The sequence below is a fragment of the Asaia astilbis JCM 15831 genome, assembly GCF_000613845.1.
In the GTDB taxonomy this organism is placed as follows: domain Bacteria; phylum Pseudomonadota; class Alphaproteobacteria; order Acetobacterales; family Acetobacteraceae; genus Asaia; species Asaia astilbis.
This window is the reverse complement of record NZ_BAJT01000010.1, coordinates 62,622-86,568: the sequence shown is the minus strand read 5'-3', so window position 1 is coordinate 86,568 and position 23,947 is coordinate 62,622. Positions and strand designations below refer to the sequence as shown.

The 23,947-nt window shown below is 58.9% G+C and carries 14 protein-coding genes and 2 pseudogenes; 10 read left to right on the top strand and 6 right to left on the bottom strand.

The window, feature by feature from the left end:
- Positions 1 to 52: 52 nt before the first annotated feature.
- From rpsA to JCM15831_RS08870, 4 genes are all read left to right on the top strand, one after another.
- Complete coding sequence (rpsA, locus tag JCM15831_RS08885; RefSeq protein WP_025824010.1) at positions 53 to 1,747, top strand: 30S ribosomal protein S1; 1,695 nt, start codon at positions 53 to 55, stop codon at positions 1,745 to 1,747.
- A 196-nt stretch (positions 1,748 to 1,943) separates the two neighbouring features.
- Positions 1,944 to 5,300, top strand: coding sequence for a glycosyltransferase (locus JCM15831_RS08880; protein ID WP_025824009.1), 3,357 nt, complete (start codon positions 1,944 to 1,946; stop codon positions 5,298 to 5,300).
- Between the two features lie 20 nt (positions 5,301 to 5,320).
- Positions 5,321 to 8,287 (top strand): glycosyltransferase, encoded by a 2,967-nt coding sequence (locus JCM15831_RS08875; protein ID WP_025824008.1) that lies wholly within the window; start codon positions 5,321 to 5,323, stop codon positions 8,285 to 8,287.
- A gap of 58 nt (positions 8,288 to 8,345) precedes the next feature.
- A complete protein-coding gene (locus JCM15831_RS08870; protein WP_025824007.1) occupies positions 8,346 to 9,356 on the top strand; it encodes a CgeB family protein in 1,011 nt (336 codons plus the stop codon).
- Between the two features lie 70 nt (positions 9,357 to 9,426).
- Here the strand turns inward: JCM15831_RS08870 and JCM15831_RS17825 are convergent.
- From JCM15831_RS17825 to carA, 6 genes and pseudogenes are all read right to left on the bottom strand, one after another.
- Positions 9,427 to 10,528, bottom strand: a pseudogene (locus JCM15831_RS17825) (threonine ammonia-lyase).
- A 162-nt stretch (positions 10,529 to 10,690) separates the two neighbouring features.
- Positions 10,691 to 11,164: a transcription elongation factor GreA gene (gene greA / locus JCM15831_RS08860; protein ID WP_025824006.1), complete on the bottom strand. Its 474-nt coding sequence runs from the start codon at positions 11,162 to 11,164 to the stop codon at positions 10,691 to 10,693.
- A gap of 314 nt (positions 11,165 to 11,478) precedes the next feature.
- The gene (locus JCM15831_RS17820) at positions 11,479 to 12,483 is read right to left on the bottom strand and encodes a type 2 periplasmic-binding domain-containing protein (RefSeq protein ID WP_025824005.1); all 1,005 of its coding nucleotides are present in this window, start codon (positions 12,481 to 12,483) and stop codon (positions 11,479 to 11,481) included.
- A gap of 5 nt (positions 12,484 to 12,488) precedes the next feature.
- A complete protein-coding gene (locus tag JCM15831_RS08850) occupies positions 12,489 to 12,971 on the bottom strand; it encodes a type 2 periplasmic-binding domain-containing protein (protein WP_025824004.1) in 483 nt (160 codons plus the stop codon).
- 173 nt (positions 12,972 to 13,144) lie between these two features.
- Positions 13,145 to 16,398: pseudogene (carB, locus tag JCM15831_RS17815) on the bottom strand (carbamoyl-phosphate synthase large subunit).
- A 3-nt stretch (positions 16,399 to 16,401) separates the two neighbouring features.
- Positions 16,402 to 17,754: a glutamine-hydrolyzing carbamoyl-phosphate synthase small subunit gene (gene carA / locus JCM15831_RS08840; RefSeq protein WP_025824003.1), complete on the bottom strand. Its 1,353-nt coding sequence runs from the start codon at positions 17,752 to 17,754 to the stop codon at positions 16,402 to 16,404.
- A gap of 164 nt (positions 17,755 to 17,918) precedes the next feature.
- Between carA and JCM15831_RS08835 the strand changes: the two genes are divergently transcribed.
- The 6 genes from JCM15831_RS08835 to rpsR all read left to right on the top strand — a co-directional run bounded on the left by JCM15831_RS08835 (position 17,919) and on the right by rpsR (position 23,945).
- Positions 17,919 to 18,371, top strand: coding sequence for a GatB/YqeY domain-containing protein (locus tag JCM15831_RS08835; protein WP_025824002.1), 453 nt, complete (start codon positions 17,919 to 17,921; stop codon positions 18,369 to 18,371).
- Positions 18,372 to 18,385: 14 nt separating this feature from the next.
- Positions 18,386 to 20,194: a DNA primase gene (gene dnaG, locus JCM15831_RS08830; protein WP_025824001.1), complete on the top strand. Its 1,809-nt coding sequence runs from the start codon at positions 18,386 to 18,388 to the stop codon at positions 20,192 to 20,194.
- Between the two features lie 250 nt (positions 20,195 to 20,444).
- Complete coding sequence (gene rpoD, locus JCM15831_RS08825) at positions 20,445 to 22,394, top strand: RNA polymerase sigma factor RpoD (RefSeq protein ID WP_025824000.1); 1,950 nt, start codon at positions 20,445 to 20,447, stop codon at positions 22,392 to 22,394.
- A 2-nt stretch (positions 22,395 to 22,396) separates the two neighbouring features.
- On the top strand, positions 22,397 to 22,990 hold the full coding sequence (locus JCM15831_RS08820) for a GNAT family N-acetyltransferase (protein WP_035774164.1): 594 nt from the start codon (positions 22,397 to 22,399) through the stop codon (positions 22,988 to 22,990).
- A 203-nt stretch (positions 22,991 to 23,193) separates the two neighbouring features.
- Positions 23,194 to 23,658, top strand: coding sequence for a 30S ribosomal protein S6 (gene rpsF / locus JCM15831_RS08815; protein WP_025823998.1), 465 nt, complete (start codon positions 23,194 to 23,196; stop codon positions 23,656 to 23,658).
- A gap of 5 nt (positions 23,659 to 23,663) precedes the next feature.
- Positions 23,664 to 23,945, top strand: a complete 282-nt coding sequence (gene rpsR, locus JCM15831_RS08810) for a 30S ribosomal protein S18 (RefSeq protein WP_023977644.1) — start codon at positions 23,664 to 23,666, stop codon at positions 23,943 to 23,945.
- Positions 23,946 to 23,947 lie beyond the last annotated feature (2 nt).

Sequence of the window (23,947 nt, the reverse complement as noted above, 5' to 3'; positions counted from 1 at the left end):
AGGCGCAGACATTGGCCCGATCGTCATGATCGGCCCAGGATTACGAAAACACATGGCTTCAGCCACCAACACCGTCGAAGACTTTGCTGCTCTTCTTGACGAAACCCTCGGCCAGGACACGGGCTTTGACGGCTCCGTCGTTACCGGTCGCGTCATCCGTCTGACGGATGAATTTGCGGTCGTCGATGTCGGCCTCAAGAGTGAAGGTCGCGTCTCGCTCAAGGAATTCGGACCGCCGGGCGCTGCGCCCGATGTTCGTCCGGGCGATGTGATCGAGCTTTATGTCGAGCGCTACGAAGATCGTGACGGCTCCATTGTGCTGTCGCGCGAGAAGGCCCGTCGTGAAGAGGCATGGACCTCGCTCGAGCGTGCATTCGCCAACAACCAGCGCGTCAACGGCACGATCTATGGTCGCGTCAAGGGTGGCTTCACGGTCGATCTGGGCGGCGCCATGGCGTTCCTTCCGGGTAGCCAGGTCGATATCCGCCCCGTGCGTGATGTTGCTCCGCTCATGGGTCAGCCCCAGCCTTTCCAGATCCTCAAGATGGATCGCGCTCGTGGCAACATCGTTGTTTCGCGCCGTGCCGTTCTTGAAGAGACCCGTGCTGAGCAGCGTTCCGAGCTGATTCAGGGCCTGAAGGAAGGCATGATCCTTGACGGTGTGGTCAAGAACATCACCGATTACGGTGCGTTCGTTGATCTCGGCGGCGTCGATGGTCTTCTGCATGTCACCGACATTGCCTGGAAGCGCATTAACCACCCGTCCGAAGCATTGCAGATCGGCATGCCGGTTCGCGTTCAGGTCATCCGCTTCAACTCCGACACGCAGCGTATCTCGCTGGGCATGAAGCAGCTCGAGGCTGATCCCTGGGAGAACGTGGCGATCAAGTATCCGCCGGGTGCTCGCTATTCGGGTCGCGTCACGAACATCACCGATTACGGTGCATTCGTTGAGCTCGAGCCGGGCGTCGAAGGTCTGGTGCACGTCTCCGAGATGTCCTGGACGAAGAAGAACGTCCATCCGGGCAAGCTGGTCGCGACCTCTCAGGAAGTCGACGTCATGGTTCTCGACGTGGACAGCGGCAAGCGTCGTATCTCGCTTGGTCTGAAGCAGGTTCAGCGCAACCCTTGGGAACAGTTCGCCGAAGAGCACAAGGTCGGTTCGACCATCGAAGGCGAAATCCGCAACATCACCGAATTCGGTCTGTTCGTGGGTCTCTCAGCCGATATCGACGGCATGGTGCACATGTCCGATCTCTCCTGGGACGAAGCTGGCGAAGCAGCCATGGCGAAGTTCGAGAAGGGTCAGGTCGTTCAGGCCAAGGTTCTTGATGTTGACGCTGAGAAGGAGCGCATTTCGCTCGGTATCAAGCAGCTTCATGAAGATCCGGCAGCCGACACGCTCTCGCGCGTCCATAAGGGCGACATCGTGACCTGCCTCGTGACATCGGTTCAGACGAACGGCATCGAAGTGAAGGTGGACGACGTTCTGACCGGCTTCATCCGTCGCGCCGAACTGGCTCGTGACAAGGCTGAGCAGCGCCCTGAGCGTTTCGCAGTCGGCGAGAAGGTCGATGCGAAGGTCGTTTCCGTCGATCGCGCATCGCGCAAGCTCGCTCTGACCATCCGCGGCCGTGAGGTCGAGGAAGACAAGGCAGCGATCAACGAATACGGTTCTTCCGACAGCGGTGCATCACTGGGTGATATTCTCGGTGCGGCAATCCGTCGTCGTAATACCGACGTGTAATCAACCGATACTCGGTTAATACACCGTGAAAGGGCTGCTTCGGCAGCCCTTTTATTTTTTCTTGTTGAAATCAATGATATTTTAGCCGGAATTCGATCCGACAAGACTTTTTCAAGCGGGCTCTTTAGGTTAATGCAATCTGATTGACAAAGGGGGCTGGCCCCGGTTGTTGCAGAGATGCGTAGGCGGGGGCTTCATGGCTGTTATCTACAATACAAATTACACCCATAATCCCAATTCCTACCTGACCCTCGCGGTTGAGCGCGCCGCGCGTGCTTTATTTGGGTCGGATCAGATTTTGCTTGCGGATAATATGACGCTGGCTGGAGCAGCGGCGTCGGGTGAGCATGACACGCTCATCTGTATTGATGGACAACGCATCAATACACAATTGATGCGTCGCATTCGCCCAGCGTTCAAGACAATGATCCTCTGGACTTTCGAAGATCCCTTCATGCGGGACTTTAATGTCGAGAACTCAAATCTTTTCGACTATGTCTTCACGAATGATCCTTCCTGCGCCGAACACTATCGCGGCAAAGGTCATTACCTGCCGCTCGGAGCCAGCCGCACAATCCACCAACGTGAGGTGAAAGAGGGAGATGCGCTCGATTACGACATCTTCTTCGCGGGGACGATGTGGCCGAACCGCGTCGAGACGCTTCGCCGTATCATTGCAGCCTTCCCGCAGGCCCGTCTGAAGCTCATCTGCCCCGGCAATGAGTATCTGCCTCCTTTGCCGGCCGATCTCGCCGAACTGGCTATCCAGCGTCCGGTGAGCCATGAGGCATTCATCGACTTTGCCAATGCGAGCGCTGTCACACTAACCATGTTCCGCGACTATGCGAGCCATGGCGATGTCAGTCAGGCGACGGCGCCGGGTCCTCGTTTCTACGAACTTGCTCTTGCGGGCGCAGCTCAGGTGGTCGAAGCGCCCGAGAGCATGGACACCAAATACTTCGCCGAGATCGAGGGGACTTTCCTCGCGCGCGATATCGATGGTGTGGTGAGCGCTGTGGCAGCGCTGCTTGGTGATCGCAATCTGCGTCACAATGCGGCTCTGTCCGGGCAAAGATCGGCGCTTGAGGGCCACCTCTACGAGAACCGCCTGAGCCGGATGGCTGAAATTACGGGCGCCAATTTCGGGCGCACCCTGCCAGGTTCGGCTCTTGCACCGCGTCGGCGTCGCCTGCGGGTGCTGATGTGCACGCACTCGACGATCCATGAAGCAGCATGGGGCGGCGTGGAAGTCTATCAGCAAACCCTGTGCTCAATGCTCGGGCGCGAGATCGAGTTTTTCTACTGGCTTCGTCGCGGAACGCATTGCCGCCTGACTACGGCAAACGGGCAGGAAGTCGAGCGCTACGACGTGCCAGAAGTGGGCTGGATGGATGCGATGTGTGACGGGCCAGAAGAAATGGCCTTCTCCAACGCGATCAGTCAGTACAATTTCGACATCGTCCATTTTCAGCATCTTGGCCATCATGCGCTCTCGTTGCCGATTATCGCCAAGGCCTGTGGTGCCGGGGTGGTCTTTTCGGCCCATGATTTCTGGCTGATTTCCTCACGCTACAACCTGCTCAATCAGGATCAGCGCTATATCGAAGATGAGGTGAAGTCCGTCGTTGCCAGCGACATCATCCTCAAGGTCGCTGAAAATATCGAATATGGCGGCGAACAGACCCGGCGCGCCTTTATCGGTAAAATGCTCCATTCCGTCGATACGATCCTGTTCGGAACCGAGCATTCCCGTAACCTGACTCACGAGATCTATCCGATCCTCGATCAGAAGCGCAGCCTGACTCTGGGAATCCCTTCTCCCGAAAACACGATCCCCATCGTCGCGAAGTCCTATGAACCTCTTGGGGAGCGCCCCCTCAAGGTCGCTATTGTCGGAAACTTCCTGCGAACCAAGGGCGCCGATACGATCCTGAATCTGATCGAGATCGCGCATCCCGACCATATCGAATTCCATATTTTCGGGTATGTCCACCCGGAATACGACGCAGTCCTCAATTCCAGACCTCGTCCCAATGTGAAGGTTTACGGGCGTTATACCGCAGGTGATATCGCGGCGCTTCAGGTGGCCGATGTTGCCCTCAACCTGTCGATCTGGCCCGAGACGTATTGCATCTCCCTTTCCGAGGCGTGGCAGAATGGATTGATCCCGATTGTCACCGACGTCGGCGCTCTTGGCGACCGTGTGCAGGACGGGGTCAACGGCTTCAAGGTGCCGATCGGTCGCGCCAATATGGTGCTCGAGCGGCTGGAACTGCTTCGTTCATCCGAGGTGATCCGTCGGGAGATCATGGGCAATATCTCTCCGGCGCTCTGGACACAGGCCGAGCCTTACGCAAACGATATGCGTGCGGTCTATCAGCAGGCGGCTCCTGTACGAGAACTCGGAACGTCCGAGATGCAGATCGATGCCGGGCAGGTGCATTTGCTGCCTCATGCGTCATGGCGTCATCAGGCACCCCCGCGTCATATCTTCGATCCTCCGACAATTCGCGATCTCTCAATCGAGCTTCCGGAACCCGTTTCAGACTGGTTCTCGATACAGGGAGCCGAATATTACATCGACGATGTCTGCCACTTCGTTCTCGCCGATAATCAGCCAGAGGATTTTTCAGGGGCTTATGAGTTCCACATTCGCGGCTGGCACGTTTTGCCGGGGGTCAGCTCTGCCGGGTCGATGTACGCGGTTCTGATTGGCGATGCCAAATCCCCTCTGATCTTCCTGCCTTGTGTGCGCGAGGCGCGCGGTGATGTGCTCTCGATCTATCCGAACGCTCCCCGTCGCTCCGGTTTTTCCGGTCAGGCAGCGCTGCGTGGGAAGTGGTGTGAAGGCTCTTTCCGCGTCGGTCTCGTCAATATCGTCAATGGGGCAGGGGCCTTCATGGTCACGTCTGTGGAGATCGGGGTCAAGGATGGCAAGATCAATGACATCCAGGTCGAGCGTCCGTCCAACGACCAGATCATGCGTGATTTTATCCGCGTTTCTCACGCAGATGGACATCTGCGGGGAATCAAACTGAATCGTCTGCACCGTCATGCGCATTTCCATCGCGCGGAAAACGACTTCCAGCATTATATCGATTCACTGAGCGGACTGGTTGGCGATCCAGCACCGCTCCTGACCGACGATGGGAACCTTTTCATCCGTGGTTGGGGCTTTTTGCGCCAGGTCGAGCGTGCCGGTGATATGTCGGTGGCGCTGGTGGGCGGGTCGACCAATAGCGCTTTCTTCTTCGCGCTCAAGCGCTTCTTGCGCCATGATGTCAAAACTATTTTCCCCGATGCGCCGCTCTGCGTTGGCTTCGAAGGCTGGATTTCGATTGCATCCGGTTATGCGGCGGAAATGGCGGGGGACTATCGACTCTGTCTGGTCAACACGGTTGGTGAGCAGATCGGGATCAAGCCGCTTGACGCGCTCGTCACAGTCACGAACGGGATCATCGCGTCAGTGACACAGGCGGAAGTGAGTGAGGCGGTGGTTGAAACGGTGGTGCGATCGATTGAGGCCAGTTTCGTCCCAGAATCGATCGCCTGAGAGGCAAGCGGGGCGGTACGATGCAAAACGAGCGGATTCCAAAATGGCGCCTCGTAGAGGAAGACTGGTATCTGAAGCAATACCCGTCAGCGATCGAGGAAATATCCGCTCAAGGGCTTCTTGATGCCGGCGATCATTACGAAGCTATCGGAAAGTCTTTTGGTTTCTCGCCTAATCGATATTTCGATGAAAACTGGTATCGTCAGGCATATCCGGAGCTCTATGCCGAGATTTGCCGAGGAGAGCTCGCCTCGGGGTTCGATCATTATTGTACCAAAGGCTACGCGACTCACGCTCCCCACTGGCTTTTCTCGGAAAGCTATTACCTGAGGCACCACAGTGGAGCGGTGAACGAGGCGATTGCGTCAGGTCTTTACTGCAACGGCTATGATCATTTTCTCGAGACGGGTGATGCGTCGGGACTGGGGGGGCACTGGTTCCTCGATCCCGCCTGCTTTGCTGTTATCATTGATGAGGAAGAGAGTGAGCAGAGCTCAGGGCGAGGGGCATTCTACACTCTCGTCGTTGACTCGCCCGCGCTCGCGGATCGTCATCGTCTCTCCTGGTATTTCGATCCTGTATGGTACGCTGAGCGTTATCCCGATGTCGTGCGCGACGTTGAAGCTGGTCGTTATCAGTCGCTTCTTCATCATTACCTGACAAACCAGACGCCCCGTCAGTTTAATCCCCAGTCGTCTTTTGACGAGGCCTATTACGCTCGTGTTCATGGCGATGTTCTTCCGAGCATTTTAGGCGGCGCGTTCAGGAATGCGTACGAGCACTTTGTGCGTTTCGGTGCCGCAGAGGGGCGGTGGCCAGCAGAAGGCGTGACCTATCATGGCTTTGGTGACAAACCTGAGATTAGGAAGCTTCTCAAGGCAGGGCTCTACGACAGTGTCTATGCATGCTGGGTCGCGCAGAGCACTCAGTTTGGGGAAGGCGTCAACCTGCCTCCGCTTGAAGAAATACAGACACGTCGATACTTCGAAGCCGAAGCCAAACTACAGCATAGAATAACGGCGCATCGTGGGCCTGATTTCACCTGTGACGGGACGCCCGCGCTCTCAGTCATCATGGTGCTCCACAACAAATATGCGCTGACTCTGCAGGCTCTCCTCTCCTTACGGGCGAATTACAGCGGGGCGATCCAACTCATACTTGTGGATTCAGCCTCAAGTGATGAGACGGCGCAGATCGAGGAAACTGTCAGGGGTGCAACTGTCCTGCGCTTTCGCCACAACATCGGCTATCTCGATGGTTGTAACGAGGCTCTGAGTAGAGTAACCGCCCAATCGGTCCTCTATCTGAACAACGATTTGCGTCTCTATCCCCACGCAATCCGTAATGCTCTGGCGCGCTTGCATAGCGCGGAGGACGTCGCTGCAGTGGGCGCAAAGCTGATCCGCAGCAACATGGCGTTGCAGGAAGCCGGATCGATCATTTGGCGATGTGGGTCAACCTTTGGGTATCGTCGTGACGATAACCCCAACAGCGCTGAAGCCAATTTCGTGCGCTATGTCGATTATTGCTCTGCAGCGTTCCTGCTTGTCGATAGCGGTGTGGCCCGTACGCTTGGCGGCTTCGAGACGATTTATCGCCCGGCCTATTTCGAAGACACGGATCTCTGTCTGCGGATTGTCCGTTCCGGGAAGAGGGTCGTTTACGATCCGTCGGTCACCGTAGAGCATCTGGAATACGGAAGCTCTGGCAGCACGGGTTCACACGCGCAAATGGTCGTCAACCATCGCGTCTTCGCCCGCCAGCATCAGGAGTTTCTCAGGAAACAATTTCCGGCGCATGCGCATAACGCTGTGCTCGCCCGCTCACATCGAAGCACGCGAAAGAATGTGCTGTTCATTGAAGATCGTATTCCTCTGCGTTCGCTTGGGTCGGGCTATGTCCGTTCCAACGATCTCGTCAGGGCAATGAGTAGTCTTGGCTTACAGGTGACTGTGTTCCCTGTCCTTCCGCGTGAGGCAAGCCAAGCCGATCTTGCCGCTGATTTCCCCGATGATGTTGAGCTCATGACCCGGAGTGAGCTCTCGACGCTGGAGGCATTTATCGAGGAGCGTGCCGGCTATTACGACGTCATCTGGATTGGCCGTACGCATAATCTGACGCGACTTCTGCCGATCCTGAATGCACATACGCGCCATCTGCCGTCAGAAAATGTCATTCTCGACACCGAGGTGATTGCGGCCCCAAGAACCATCGAAAAGGCACGATACCATCCACCGTCGGAGCCTCTGGCATCCTTGGCGGAAATGGTGGTCAGTGAGCTTGAGACAGCCCATTTCTGTCAGACGATCGTGGTCGTCTCCCCCCATGATGCTGCTCTCGCCAGAAAAGCGGGTTATGAAAACGTCGCAGTTCTCGGTCATTCTCTCTGTCTTCGACCGCAGGAGATGGGTTTTGCGGACCGACGAGACTTCCTGTTCGTCGGTGCTTTGCACGACACGGATGCTCCCAATTTCGATAGTCTGTTCTGGCTCATCAACGATGTATTGCCCGAACTTGATGATTTCCTTCCAGGTGATGTGAAGCTGACCGTGGCTGGCTTCGTGCATCCCTCAGTGGATGTGAGCGCTCTGCGCGCCTCGGATCGCGTCAATTGGATAGGGCCCGTCGACGATCTGGCATCGCTCTACGCGACACATCGTCTTTTTATAGCGCCAACGCGCTATGCAGGCGGCTTGCCTTATAAGGTGCATGAGGCGGCATCCTATGGTCTCCCGGTCATTGCAACGCGCCTCCTGAGGACGCAGATGGGCTGGGCAGATGGACACGAGATTATCAGCGCTTCAGGGGAGGATCCGCTGAGCTTTGCGTCCGCCATGGCGGAGACATACGAAAACGAGGCGAAGTGGGAGATGATTCGTTCCGGTGCGTTGAAAGCCGTGGAACGTGATTGTGATCCCGAGCGGTTCAGGGCGGCACTTGGCGAGATCGTCGAGTCAAGTGTCACCCAGTCCAACGGACATGTCTGATAACGGATCAGCGCGAGCACCAAGAGGCCGCGCGCAAAAAGAAACGGATTGAGCGACGATGTCGGCAGGTAAGAAAAAAACAGGATCGCAGGCCGCTGGCAAAACGCAGCGGGTTCTGGTTTGCAGTGGGGGACGCTACGAGTCACAGGCTAATGCGCAGATCCGCGAGTCGATCATGGATGGCTGGGCAGAGTGCTTCGGTGAGGAAAATGTCATTGCCGTGCATATCAGCGGTGCTGCGGCTTCGGTCGAGCGTCTGCAGCCGACGATCGTCTTCGCCATCGGTTCTTACCTTCCTGAAAGCACCTATTTCGGTGAAGTCTGCCGTGAAGCAAAGAAGATCGGGGCAACGACGGTTTTCTGGGCGACAGAAGATCCCTACGAGCAGGATGCCAATTACCGCATCACCGATGATTTCGACGTCGTGTTCTCCTGCGATCGCTGGGGACATAATTTCTACCAGCGTGAGCGCGTTTTCCATCTGCCGCTCGCGGCAAGCCGCAAGCTGCACTACGCGCCCATTGAGGCAGATGTAGAGAAAACCATCGACGTGCTCTTTTGCGGTGTGGCCTTCACCAGCCGCAAGGATATCGTGCGCAATCTGATGCCGACGCTGCGTAATCTGAACGTCAAGATCATCGGTCCGGGCTGGGGTGAGTTCGGGATTGGTTTTTCGGACGCGCGTATCGAAAAGGCCCAGCTCATCGAGCTCTATCGCCGCTCCAAGTTGGTTCTGAATCTGGGTCGGTCACTGCATTTCGAAAACAAGCGTTTCGTGGTCGCGCCATCGACACCGGGCCCGCGTACTTTCGAGGCAGCCGCTGCTGGTGCATTTCAGGTGTTTCACGAAGATACATATGAGCTGCGTCGTTATTTCACCGCAGAAGAGATCCCGACCTTCTCCAACAAGATCGATTTCGATCGTCTGGTTGCGCGCTATATCAATGATACGCCTCTCTGCATTGAGATGGCCCGACGCGCACAGAAGCGGACGATGGAAGAACACACTTATGGCGATCGCGTTCGTGCGGCCATCGAGGTGCTCAAGGCTGAAGGCTTCATGAGCTGAATAGGGAGTTCGCCCTTATCAGTCAGGGAAAGCCTCTCTGACTGATAAGGGCGAGACGCCGAGCGTGGCGTTAGCCACGTGTCAGGTGATAATGGCGCCGCAGATCGGCTTCGATCTCATCAGCGTGGCTGCCATCACGGGCTTCGATCATGATCTCAAGTTCGGCCGTCTGGACAGATGGCGCGGCGAAGAGCCTTTGATGAGAGACTTCAATAATATTGCCGCCTGCGTTGCCGATGCGGGCCGAGATATCGGCGAGCACGCCCGGACGATCAGGGATCTGCAGGGTCAGAGAGAGCAGCCGCCCGTCGCGGCGCAGTGCGCGGAGCAGCGTATTGGCGAAGATGCGTGTGCCGATATTGCCGCCCGTGATGGGCAGGGCGACGCGCTTTCCCGCGAAAATATCGGGGTAGGCCATGACGGCTGCAAGAGCGGCTGCCCCGGCGCCTTCGGAGACCTGCTTGGCCTGTTCGGCCAGGTGAGCGATGGCCGATTCAACCTGCAATTCGGAGACGACCAGAACGCGGTCAAGTAGCGGTGTCACGGCCTCCAGGCAGTGATTGCCGATCTGCATGACAGCAATGCCCTCGGCAATCGTCGATCCTCCTCGGGCTGCGATGGCGGCTTCGGGGAAAGCAGAAAGCGAGGCGTGGCTCTCCACCTGCACGCCAATGATTTTTGTCTTCGGGCTCAGCGCTGCGGTGGCGACGGCAGAGCCACTGATCAGACCTCCGCCCCCGATGGGAAGAACGAGAATATCCAGAGCCGGACTGTCTTCGATCAGCTCGACAGCAAAGGTGCCCTGACCCGCCATGACCGCGACGTCATTAAACGGGTGCACCAGAACCAGCTCCTCGCGCTGGCGCAGGGTTTCCGCAACCAGAGACGCTTCCGCAAAGTCCTCGCCATCGGTGACGACCCGGGCGCCCCAGCTTGGTGCGTTCGACCTTGGCCGAGGGTGTATGGCGGGGCATGACGATGGTAGCGTCAATGCCAAGCAGGCTCGCATGACGCGCCACGCCCTGCGCGTGATTTCCTGCCGATACAGCAATCACACCGCGCTGTTTTTCGTCGTCGCTGAGAAGGGCGAGTTTGTTGGCTGCGCCTCGCTCCTTGAAGGACGCGATGGCCTGAAGATTTTCCAGCTTCAGCCAGATATCCGCGCCCGTCATTTTCGAGAGTGCCGCGCATCGAATGCTTGGCGTACGAACAATATGGGGTGCTATGCGCGCATGAGCAGCAAGAATATCGGCGAAAGCGAGAAAGGAGACTTCAGTCACGTTCTTCTTTTCGTGTTGCCGGGCCTGATTGGCCCGCCCGGTTACGGATGCGGCTTATTTGTAGGTGACGGTCAGGATCTCATAGCTTCTGTCACCGCCTGGTGCGGGGACACTGACGCTATCACCAACTGATTTGCCAATCATGGCTTTGGCAAGCGGTGAAGAGACAGACAAGCGACCGATCTTGATGTCGGCCTCATGGACGCCGACAATCTGGTAGCTGCTTTCCTTGTCCGTTTCTTCATCGACGAGCTTGATATGGGCCCCGAACTTCACCGTATCTCCTGAAAGCTGAGACGGGTCGATGACCTCGGCGGTTGAAATCACCTCTTCAAGCTCCAGAACCCGCCCTTCAATAAAGGACTGGCGGTCGCGTGCGGCGTGATACTCGGCATTTTCCGACAAATCGCCATGAGCCCGAGCTTCCGCAATGGCACGGATGACGGCAGGGCGATCTTCACTTTTCAGCCGACGCAGTTCATCTTCTAGACGGGTCAAACCTTCACCGGTCATCGGAATCTTCTGCACAGCGCATTCCCCAAAACGAGTTTGGCCCTCGCGCAAAGCCCTCGGAACAGCCGTTCCAGAGCCCCGCACGGGGCACATCCGGGCGTGAGACAATCTCTGCCCGCAAATTGATTGTCTAAGTTAAGGTGTGCAGGGCTCGAATTCAAGGCAGGGCAAGGGATTTACGCAAATCTCGTGAAGGCGTGATCACGAGAGAGCGTTCTGGTCGTGGTCGGATCCAATCCGACCAGATGCCAGCCGCGGGGCTCAAAATGACACGAGATCGGTCGAGCGCGGGGCTCTGGCACCGCGACCGGGTGATGAGATAACCTTTCCTATAACCTGTTGATCTGGCTCAGTTCATCGGCGAGATCTGCCCCTTGCAGGGGGAGGTATCCATCTTCGTCGTCACGGTGGTTTTCGATGATCTTTTTTCCCTCTGGAGACAGGACGAAGCGGAGGAACGCCTTGACATCTGACGGAACGGGCTTGCCGGGCGCATGGTCGACATAGATGTTGAAGAAATAGGAGATCGGCCATTTCGACCGGTCACCGGTTCCGTCGGGAAGAACGAAGGGACCGGCTGATGTAAAGGCCAGGGGAACCAGTTTTACGCCTTGAGGTGTCTTGCCTCCGTCGATCCACGTCGCGTAGCCAATGCCGTACGGATCATGCGCGACTGCCTGAAGGACCGACTTTCCATCTGGAAGTTCTCTATAGCGGGCGCTGAACGGCAGACCATCGAGTTTGGATTGCCGCACCGCCATGGAGAAACCGCCTTTCAGCTTGCTCCCATAGACATGGAGGGGCGCGTTCTTCCAGGTCTCCCCAGTCATGCCGAGCTGGGACCAGCGCGTGATGTCGCCAGCGGATGATCCTGCGGCGAAAATCCCTTTGATCTGCGACAGGGACAGACCCCGGATCAGGTTATCACGATGGACGTAAATCGCCGGGGGTGTTTTGCCATCCGGGCGCGGGCCATGGCTTGCATAGGCAATCCGGATGCGTGTCGGCGCATAGCCTTTGACTTGTTGGAACGCCTCTATGTCTCCTCGCCAGACTTCGCGACCCGTGGGAGCGAAGGACGTGATTCCTGCCGTCAGCGCAGGGAGTGCGAGCGAAGAGCCCCGCAAGTCAGCGGTATAGGTCAGGTCCGGGTGCGTTTTGCGGAAGCCGTCCAGCAAATCCGGCAACAGCTTGATGAGGGTATCGCTGCCAATGATCGTAAAATGGGGGTTTTTTCCCGGCGGGGCAATGTCAGCGAGAGGAATGTCGGCCGCGGGGATGCTGCCTGATATCACTCTAGCCGACGCGACCTCGTCAGGTGATAGACGTGTCATATAGCTCAGGCGTTCTGCGAGGTGTGCCTGAACGGGGGCGGAGAGCAGCGTTGAAAGCATCTGCAGGGCATGTCGATCAGCGGCACCGCTCGTATCGCGGCGAATATAGGCGTTGAGCCTTTCATGACCGGGACCGAAAGCGGTGCACCTCCGGTGAAACGCTTCATGGCGGCTCGCTCTTCCTCGGTGAGGTCTCGCGGAAGGATCGCGAGGGCGATGACGCCGGATGTCAGCAACGGAATGCTCCCCTGGGCACCGACGACACGGGCAGAAACCTTGGGGTCGAGCTCAAGCGCGACATCAGCGCTCTCGGGACCGCCTCCGATCACAAAGCCGCCTTGCGGGGTCACATAACGGGCAAGGAGAGGTGGGATATTTTTGGTCTGCGCTTTGCAGAGGCCGGGGAGTGCGAAGACGGCAAGAAGAGCCAGGGCGGTATATTTCATCAGGGAATAGCGCTCATGCCAGCAAGAGAAAGCGTGAGGCATGGGGGTAATCCGGATGAGGCGCCGATGTCACGTTAACAGATTTTGAGCGCGTTCGCCTTGGCGGGAAGAGACAGCGAGGGGCGAGAAGAGGGCGGTGATCGAGAGAGGCGCCGCCCCCACGAAGGAGAGCGGCGTTTGCTTGAGAGGGAAGGGCAAGGAAAGCCCTGTATCTCTCAGAATTCCCGTTTGAAGTAGGATTGCAGCGGGGCCACGTCCAGCTCGCCATCCTTGATGGCCGAGATGGCATAGATGGCTGCGCGGGCACCGGCGAGCGTCGTGTAGTGAGGGACGCCCCCCAACAGCGACGAACGGCGGATATCGAAGCTGTCGCGCACGGCCTGCGATCCCTGAGCCGTGTTGATGACAAGCTGCACGTCGCCTGAACGGATGGCATCCACACAGTTCGGACGGCCCTCGAGTACCTTGTTGACGCGCTTGACCGGGATACCTGCTTCGTCGAGGCGCGCTGCCGTGCCGCGTGTGGCGAGGATGGTAAAGCCCATTTCAATCAGCTTGCGACCGAGCGCTTGGACCTGCGTCTTGTGACCGTCGCGCACCGAGAGGAGGACAGTGCCCGCCTGGGGAAGCACAACGCCGGCTCCGAGCTGCGACTTGGCAAAGGCGCGCTCGAAGCTGCTGTCGAGACCGATCACCTCACCCGTCGACCGCATTTCCGGCCCGAGGATGGTATCGGTATCGGCAAAGCGATGGAACGGGAACACGGCTTCCTTCACCGCGACATGCGGTGCAATGGCATCGCCATCCAGCTTGAAGCTCGAGAGCTTTGCGCCCGCCATGACACAGGCACCGATCTTCGCGACCGGCACACCCGTCGCCTTGGCAACGAACGGTACGGTACGCGAGGCGCGCGGGTTGACCTCGAGCACGAAGACTTCGTGATCCTTGATGGCGTATTGCACGTTCATCAGGCCCACAATGCCGATCTCGCGGGCCATGGCTTCGGTCTGAGCCTTCAGCTCGGTCACGATGGCGGGGGAGAGCGTGTAGGGCGGCAGTGAGCAGGCAGAGTCACCGGAGTGAATACCGGCTTCTTCGATATGCTCCATGACGCCTGCGACATAAACGTCCTGACCATCGCAGATGCAATCGACATCGGCTTCGATGGCATCGTTCAGATAACGGTCCAGCAGAATGGGGCCGGAAGAGACTTCTGCACCTGCCAGAACGAGCGTGTTGCGCAGATAGCGTTGCAGACCTGCGGGGTCATACACGATTTCCATCGCACGACCGCCGAGCACGTAGGACGGACGAACCACAACCGGATAGCCGACTTTTTCGGCCACGGCTTCGGCTTCTGCCGGGCTACGGGCAATGCCGTTTTCGGGCTGGCGCAGGCCGAGCTTGCGCAACAGCGCCTGGAAGCGCTCGCGGTCTTCGGCACGGTCGATGGCATCGGCCGGGGTGCCGAGCAGCGGAATACCGGCAGCTTCGAGCGCGCGGGACAGCTTTAGCGGGGTCTGGCCACCATATTGTACGATGCAGCCAAGGATCTCGCCTTTGCTCTGCTCTGTGCGGATGAGAGCGATCACATCCTCATCGGTCAACGGCTCGAAATAGAGACGATCCGAGGTATCGTAATCGGTCGAGACGGTCTCGGGGTTGCAGTTGACCATGATGGTCTCGAACCCGGCCTCCCGCAGCGCATAGGCAGCATGGACACAGCAATAATCGAACTCGATACCCTGACCGATACGGTTCGGTCCGCCGCCCAGGATCACAATTTTCTTGCGATCCGTCGGACGGCTTTCGCATTCCGGAATGCCAAACCCGCCCTCATAGGTCGAGTAGAGGTAAGGCGTGTCAGAGGCGAACTCGCCGGCGCAGGTATCGATGCGCTTATAGGCGGGTGTCACGGCAAGCTTCAGGCGAAGGGCTGAGACCTCCTCGACGCTCTGGCCTGTCAGGCGCGCAAGCTGGCGGTCGGAGAAGCCCTGTGCCTTGATGCGGCGAAGGTTGCGCTGATCCTGGGGAAGACCATTGGCGGCAATCTCGTTTTCGCTGGCGACGATGTCCTGCAGCTGACGCAGGAACCAGGGTTCGAAGCGACAGGCCGCATTGATGTCCTCAAGGCTCAGCCCTGCACGAATGGCCTGTGCAGCCATCAGGATGCGCTCGGGACGCGGCTCTGACAGAGCGGCACGATAGGCGTCGAGCGAGCCGTCGCCGGGAGCTTCGACAGGGTCGAGGCCGGTCAGCCCCGTTTCCATCGAGCGCAGACCCTTTTGCAGCGCTTCGGCGAAGGAGCGGCCGACCGACATGGCCTCGCCAACCGACTTCATCGATGTCGACAGCAGGGCCGGTGCGCCGGGGAACTTCTCGAAGGTGAAGCGCGGAATCTTGACCACGACATAATCGATGGTGGGCTCGAAGCTGGCGGGCGTCGTGCCGGTGATGTCGTTGGCGAGCTCGTCCAGCGTATAGCCGACAGCCAGCTTGGCCGCGATCTTGGCAATCGGGAAGCCGGTTGCTTTCGAAGCGAGGGCCGAGGAGCGCGAGACGCGCGGGTTCATCTCGATGACGACAATGCGCCCGTCATCGGGATTGATGCCGAACTGCACATTCGACCCACCCGTCTCGACGCCGATCTTGCGCAGGCAAGCGATCGAGATGTCGCGAAGGTTCTGATATTCCTTGTCGGTGAGCGTCAGGGCAGGGGCGACGGTGATTGAGTCGCCCGTATGCACGCCCATCGGATCGATATTTTCGATGGAGCAGACGATGATGCAGTTATCCGCCTTGTCGCGGACGACTTCCATCTCGAATTCCTTCCAGCCCAGAACGGATTCCTCGATCAGAACCTCGGTGGTGGGGGAGGCGTCGAGACCGCCAGCGACGATCTTGTCAAATTCTTCGCGGTTATAGCAATGCCGCCACCGGCGCCGCCCATCGTGAAAGACGGACGGATAATGGCAGGCAGGCCAACGCTCTCGAGCGCGGCGCGGGCTTCTTCAAGCGTGTGAGCGATGGTGCTGCGCGGTGATTCCACGCCGATTTCGTCCATCGCTTCGCGGAACTTCTGGCGGTCCTCAGCGCGGTCGATCACCTCGGCATTGGCGCCGATCAGCTCGACATTATGCTTTTTCAGAAAGCCCGATTTGTCGAGTGCCATGGCGGCATTCAGCGCCGTCTGGCCACCCATGGTCGGCAGAACCGCGTCGGGCTTTTCCTTGAGGATGATGCGCTCGACAAATTCCGGCGTGATCGGCTCGACATAGGTCGCATCGGCCAGACCCGGATCGGTCATGATCGTTGCCGGGTTCGAGTTGATGAGGATGACGCGATAGCCTTCCTCCTTCAGCGCCTTGCAGGCCTGCGTGCCGGAGTAGTCGAATTCACAGGCTTGGCCGATCACGATGGGGCCAGCGCCGATGATGAGGATCGACGAGATATCAGTACGTTTCGGCATGGGTCAGGCTGCCTTCTTGTCCATGAGGGCGACGAAGCGCTCGAAGAGGTAGAATGAATCCGATGGGCCCGGGCTCGCCTCAGGATGATACTGCACCGAGAAGGCGTCGAGCTTCGTGCTGCGAATGCCTTCATTCGAGCCGTCGAACAGGCTGGTATGGGTGATGATCACGTCTTCGGGCAGGGATTTGTCATCGACTGCAAAGCCGTGATTCTGGCTGGTGATTTCGACCCGACCCGAAGCGAGATCCTTGACGGGCTGGTTGGCACCGTGATGGCCGCGCTCCAGCTTGAAGGTCTTCGCTCCCAGAGCCTGAGCAAGAAGCTGGTGCCCGAGGCAGATGCCGAAAACCGGCACGTCAGCTTCGAGGACACCCTGAATGGCGGGCACGGCGTAAACGCCAGTCGCAGCCGGATCGCCGGGGCCGTTGGAGAGAAAGACGCCTTCGGGGTTGTGACGCAGAATGTCTTCGGCTGTCGCCGTGGCCGGGACCACAGTCACGTCGCAACCGGCAGTCACGAGGCAGCGCAGGATATTGCGCTTTGCACCGTAATCGACAGCAACTACACGACGGCGGACGCTGCGCTCGGCAGCAGGCTTTTGCCAGACGCCGAGATCCCAGCTGTAGCTCTGGGTGCAGGTGACGTCCTTCGCCAGATCCATGCCTTCAAGGCCCGGCCAGGATTTGGCCTGAGCGCGCAGGGCCGCGATGTCGAACTGACGATCTTTCGGGAAGGCGAGCACAGCGGTCTGTGCGCCACCATCGCGCAGGCGACGTGTGATGAGGCGCGTGTCGATCCCGGCAATGCCCGGCAGATTCTGGCCGATCATCCACTGCTCGAGCTTCTGGGTCGAGCGCCAGTTGGCAGGAAGCGTGATGTCTTCCTTGACCACCACGCCGCGTGCGGCGACGCGCTGGGCTTCGTCATCATCCGCATTGGTGCCGACATTGCCGACATGGGGGAAGGTGAAGGTCACGATCTGACCGGCGAAAGACGGATCGGTCAGCGTTTCCTGATAGCCGGTCATGCCCGTGTTGAAGCAGAGCTCGCCAATGGCGGCACCCTCGGTGTAGGCGCCGAAACCGATGCCCCAGAGGATGGTCCCGTCAGCGAGAGCGAGGGCGGCGGTGGCGCCGTCAGGGCAGGTATCTGTCATGGTCGGGGTCTCCTCCTGGGGCGTCTGCGGATCAAGGTCCGAAAGAGTGATTCCGGGCAGGCGCAGCAGCGCAGCCCAGTGCTTGCCGGGAATGGCGCGTGACTGCCGCCATTTGCGAATGGCCTCGGTGCCGACGCCGGTCAGGTTGGCCAGCGCTTCGGCGCCTCCTGCCTTCTCGATGATCTCTTCGATGTCCATACCCGTCTCCCTCCCGTCCTTTTCCTATCGGACGCTCGCGTGGTTGGTGCTAGATAAGCCTTTGAGACGGGATTGGGAAGTTTTTTCCCACTCCCATACACCGTTCGTCATATGGGAAAAATATTCCCATTGTCGGGCGGCGCAGGTCAGGAAAGGAAATACCAATGTCCCTGAGAGAACAGATCTCGGCCGATCTCAAGACCGCCATGAAGGCGAAGGAAATGGATCGCGTCGCGCAGATCCGTGGCATCACTGCCCGCATCAAGGATCTCGACGTCGCAGCGCGCGTCAATGGCAAGGAGATCGGGGATGACGACATTCTTCCGATGCTCCGCAGCATGATCAAATCGCGCACCGAATCTGCCACCATGTACCGCGAGGGCGGTCGCCCCGAGCTCGCAGAGAAGGAAGAGGCGGAGATTGAAACCATCAAGACCTATCTGCCTCCCGAGATGGATGAGGCTGCACTGACGGCCGAAATCGACGCGGCAATCGCCGAGGCCGGTGCCACCAGCATGAAGGAAATGGGCAAGGTCATGGCCGTGCTCAAGGCGAAGTTTGGCAGCGCGCTCGATATGGGTCGCGTCAACGCGGTCGTCAAAGCCCGTCTTTCCTGATTTCAGGCTGAACGATGGCGTTCGATCCCGGTTTTCTCGACGAGCTGCGTGCCCGAACACCGATTGCTGCGGTCATCGGAAGGCGCACGAAGCTCGGCCGTTCAGGGCGAAACTGGAAGGCGTGCTGCCCCTTCCATGGGGAGAAGACGCCATCTTTCTATGTTTATGACGACCATTTCCATTGTTTCGGATGTGGTGTGCATGGCGATGTCATTTCTTTCGTCATGCAGAGCGAGGGACGGAGCTTTCCTGAAGCGGTCGAGCAGCTCGCCAATGAAGCAGGCCTCGACATGCCTCGGCAGGACCCGCGTCAGGAGGCTCGTGCCCAGGAAGCGCGCTCCCTTGGCGACGTGCTCGAAGCGGTACAGGCCGTCTATCGTCAGGCGCTCTATCAGCCCGCCGGCAAGCAGGCGCTTGCTTATCTCCGCAGGCGTGGCCTGAGCGATGCGACGATTGAGCGTTTCGGTCTCGGTTGGGCCGGGGAGGGGCGGGGGGCGCTGCTCGAAGCGCTGCGCGGGCAGGATATCACCGCCGAGCAGCTGCTTCAGGCCGGGCTCATGCGTGTGGATGAGCGCGGCGCCCCCAAGGGGGAGTTGTTCTTCTCACGCGTCATGTTTCCCATACGCGATCGCCGAGGCAGGTTGATCTCCTTCGGTGGTCGGACTTTGGGCGATGCGCAGCCCAAATACGTCAACGGGCCGGAGACGGCGCTCTTCTCCAAGCGTCGTGCGCTTTACAACCTCGATCAGGCGCGCGCGGCGCTGCGCGACCCGGCTCAGAAGCTGATCGTCGCCGAGGGCTATATGGATGTCATTGCCCTTGCTCAGGCCGGATTTGATGCTGCTGTGGCCCCGCTGGGTACAGCCATGGGGGCCGAGCAGCTCGAGCTGCTCTGGCGCGAGGCGTCGCATCCGATCCTCTGTCTTGATGGCGATGCGGCGGGTGCCCGCGCCGCGTTGCGTGTGGCTGAGCTCGCCTTGCCGCTGCTCTCTCCTGAGCGCAGCCTGAAGTTCTGTCGTCTCGATCCGAAGGACGATCCCGACAGTCTGATCCGTCGTGACGGTCCCCAGGCCATGCGGAACGTACTCGACGGGGCGTCGTCACTGGCCGAGGAGCTGTTCCAGCTCATGCTGGCAGGCGTTCAGCAGGACGTGCCCGAACAGCGCGCCGCTCTGAAAAAGCGGCTCGAGGCTGCAGCAGCACTAATAGCGGATCGGGATCTGGCTTCGGAATATCGCCAAGCGTTGATGGATCGGTTTTTCGCCTCTTCCCGCCGGGGTGGAAAAGGGGCGGCAGGCAAGCCGCGTCGGGAAAAAACGCCGATACGCGTTGCCATCGGGGAAACGGGCGCTCTCGAGCGTCTGCGTCTTCTGACGGCGCTGGTCCTGCGGTATCCGACCTTGTTGCCTGAGATCGAGGACCATTACGGGCGTCTCGATCTGCCTGCACCGCTGGATGACGTGCGTGATGCGGTTCTTGACTGGTTCGCGGATCTTCCATCGGCCGATGCCCTGACGGGAGAGGCGTGCCTCATGGCGCTGGACGCCGAGGGGCTCGGCGATGAGGCGCGAACCTTGCTGGGAAGCAGTCTTGCACCAGCACCGCAGGGCGAGAAGGGCGGATTGTTTTCGCTGGAACCGATCCAGCAATGGTGGCACTTTCTCGGTCTTGTGAATTTTCCTGCGTTTGTGCGTGAAGTTGAGCAGGATATGCAGGCGGCACTGGCCAACCCCGCTCTGGAAGGGCTTCCAGAGGCGCTTCTCGTACGTTTACGCACGCTCGACCGGCTCCGTCGCGGTGAGGAAAGCGAAGGCGAGGATTAATCTAATCTGATCTTTCGACTCGAAAAGAAAGGGCCGGACCCTTGACTTCGGGCGCCGGATCGCCCACCTGCACGCTGCCGAAATTGCTAGCGCTGACGCTGGTGGATCGCAGTTGGAAGAGTGGTCAATCTACGGGTTGGCGGGTGGGTCAGTGCTCGGCTTAAGCCGAGCACTGTGTTAACGCATTTCTTTCATGGCTGGTTATTAGCGCGGCGCTCCATGCGGGCGTACGGGGAGCAGGGAGTAGGGTATGGCGACGAAAGCGGCCACGGGAACGGAGCGGAACGCGCAGGACCAGGACGGCGACACCAATGTCCTCGATACGCAGTCCGGTGCGGTCAAGCGGCTCATCGCCAAGGGCCGCGAGCGCGGCCACATCACGTTCGACGAGTTGAACGCCGTTCTGCCGCAGGACCAGATGTCCTCCGAGCAGATTGAAGACATCATGGCGATCTTCTCTGAAATGGGCATTCAGGTCGTCGAGAACGAAGAAAACGAAGACTCGGACGAAGCAGCCGAAAAAACAGAAGAAAAAGAAGAAGCCGAGGAAGCCGAGGAATCCCCTACCGGTAACGTCAGCGAAAGCGCTGGCCGCACCGATGACCCTGTTCGCATGTATCTGCGCGAGATGGGCTCTGTCGAGCTCCTGTCCCGCGAAGGTGAAATCGCCATTGCCAAGCGGATCGAGGCCGGTCGCGATGAAATGATTGGCGGGCTGTGCGAAAGCCCGCTGACTTTCCGCGCGATCATCTCGTGGCACGACAAGCTCAAGGAAGGCGAGATGTTGCTGCGCGACATCGTCGATCTTGAAGCCATGCAGGGCGGTCCTTCTGAAGAAGAAACCGCCGAGAGCGAAAACAGCGAAGAAAACGACGACTCCCTCGACGAAGAGCCCGCAAACGAGGAAGGCGGCGATCCGGAAAGCTCCGGCCTGTCGCTCTCCGCGCTTGAAGAGAAGCTCAAGCCCGAAATCCTGGCGCATTTCGAAGCCATCGAACCGCTTTATGACACGCTGCGTGCCTTGCAGGTGCGTCGCATCGAGAACCTGACCAGTGGTTCGGAAGCGACGGACGCGTCCGAGCAGGAATATGAGAAGCTCCGCACCGAGCTGGTAAAGATGGTCGAACAGGTCCATCTGCATAACAACCGGATCGAAGAGCTGGTGACCCAGCTCAAGGTCCAGTTCCAGCGCCTGAACAATCTCGAAGGCCGTATGCTGCGTATGGCCGAGAGCTGTCGCGTCTCGCGTGACGACTTCCTGCAGAAATATCGTGGCTACGAGCTCGACCCCAACTGGCTGGCATCGGTTTCTGCCCTGACCGGCAAGGCATGGAAGAACTTCACCACGCGCTACGCCGAGCAGATCATCGATCTGCGTAATCAGGTGGCCGATCTGGCTCACAGCACCGGCTTACCGGTCGGTGAGTTCCGTCGTGTCTATGCGGTCGTTTCTCGTGGCGAGCGTGACACCACGCGCGCCAAGAAAGAAATGATCGAGGCCAATCTGCGTCTCGTGATCTCGATTGCCAAGAAATACACCAATCGTGGCCTGCAATTCCTGGATCTGATTCAGGAAGGCAATATCGGTCTGATGAAGGCGGTCGATAAGTTCGAATATCGCCGCGGCTACAAGTTCTCGACCTACGCCACATGGTGGATCCGTCAGGCAATCACACGCTCGATTGCCGATCAGGCGCGTACCATCCGTATTCCGGTGCATATGATCGAGACGATCAATAAGCTGGTGCGGACGTCACGTCAGATGCTGCACGAGATCGGTCGTGAACCTGCTCCGGAAGAGCTGGCTGAAAAGCTCGGCATGCCGCTGGAGAAGGTCCGCAAGGTACTCAAGATCGCCAAAGAGCCGATCTCTCTCGAAACGCCGATCGGCGACGAGGAAGACAGCCATCTAGGCGATTTCATTGAGGACAAGACGGCGGTCATTCCGCTCGATGCCGCGATCCAGACCAATTTGCGAGAGGCCACAACACGTGTTCTCGCCTCGCTCACCCCGCGTGAAGAGCGCGTGCTGCGTATGCGCTTTGGTATCGGCATGAACACCGACCATACGCTTGAGGAAGTGGGGCAGCAGTTCAACGTGACCCGCGAACGTATCCGGCAGATCGAGGCCAAGGCGCTGCGTAAGCTCAAGCATCCGAGCCGCAGCCGTAAGCTTCGGTCATTCCTCGACGATAATTGATCGTGGAGAGGGGACTTGAGGCCGCTCCGGAGCGTCCGACAACCGAAGTGACGGTTGACGTGACGTTTCTGGAGCGCCTCAGGCCACCAGGTCCGGGCCGGATCATCTGGCCCGAAGGCTACCGTCTCGAGCGGTGGCATCCGGATACCCTGGATTACCTTGCGCTTTATCGCCTTGTCGGCGCCCCCCATTGCTGGTGGATGCGCTACATGATGCCCGAAAAAAAGCTGCTTCGGATCATCTCTTCCCCTAAAACCTTCATCTGTCGTCTTCTTGGGCCAGAGGGCGTGGCCGGTTTTTTCGAGCTCGATCTGGCAAAGGCGGAAACGCCGTATCTTTCCTATCTCGGGCTCGTGCCTGCGGCTCAGGGCAAAGGTCTCGGGAAAAATCTTCTGAAGGCAGCAATCCGTCAGGCCTGGCAGAAGGAAACACGCGTGCTGCATGTGAATACCTGCACGGCCGATCATCCTCACGCGCTGCCCGCCTATAAAGCCGCAGGATTTGTCCCGATCTCTGTCGAGCGTGAAGAATGGTCGATCCCTGACGATCTGGGTCTGACACCACCCGCCCATCTTTTGAGCTCCTCTTTTCGCTGATTGCTCTGACAAGAGGACAGGCGTGAAGAATTAAGGGCACTTTGCCTGATTTATCTTGCTCCTGCGGGGGTGCATGTGCTTTATGCCGCCTTCCCCTGCCGGACGAAGGCATCGTCCCGGCTATACCCGAGCCTTGTGGAAGAGGCGCTGATCCGACCGGTTCCGGTCTGCAGTTGGGTTGAAGCAATCCGAAGGGAGCTCATATGCCATTGTACGAAAGCGTGCTCATTGCACGTAACGATATCTCGCAGGCGCAGGTCGAAACCCTCGTCGAGCAGATCGAAACCCTCCTCACCCAGGATGGCGGTTCTATCGAGAAGCGCGAGTTCTGGGGTCTGCGTTCGCTCGCATACCGCATCAAGAAGAACCGCAAGGGCCATTACGTCCTTCTCGGCCTGAATGCCCGTCCGGACCAGATCCGCGAGCTGGAGCGTCAGCTGAGCCTGAACGAAGACGTTCTGCGCGTCCTGACGCTGCGCGTTGAGGAAATCACGCAGGATCCGTCTCCGGTTCTGTCCCGCAAGGGCGATGACCGTGGCGACCGTGGCAATTTCCGTGGTGGCAACTCCAAGCCGGCTGGTCGTTTCGACAGCGGCCGTGGCGGCCGTCGTGGCGACGACCGTGAGGAATACCGCGCCCGTGAGGGTGCCGAGATGGATGCGGAGTAATCGCGATGTCTGACGAGAACACCAACGAAATCAATCCCGCAGCCCGTCGCATTGCCGTCGGTGCGCGTCGCCCGTTCTATCGCCGTCGCAAGTCCTGCCCGTTCTCCGGCCCGAATGCGCCGAAGATCGACTACAAGGACGTGCGTCTGCTGAGCCGCTTCCTCTCCGAGCGTGGCAAGATCGTTCCGAGCCGCATCACAGCGGTTTCGGCCAAGAAGCAGCGTGAGCTGGCACAGGCGATCAAGCGCGCCCGTTTCCTTGCCCTGCTCCCCTACGTGATGAACTGAGG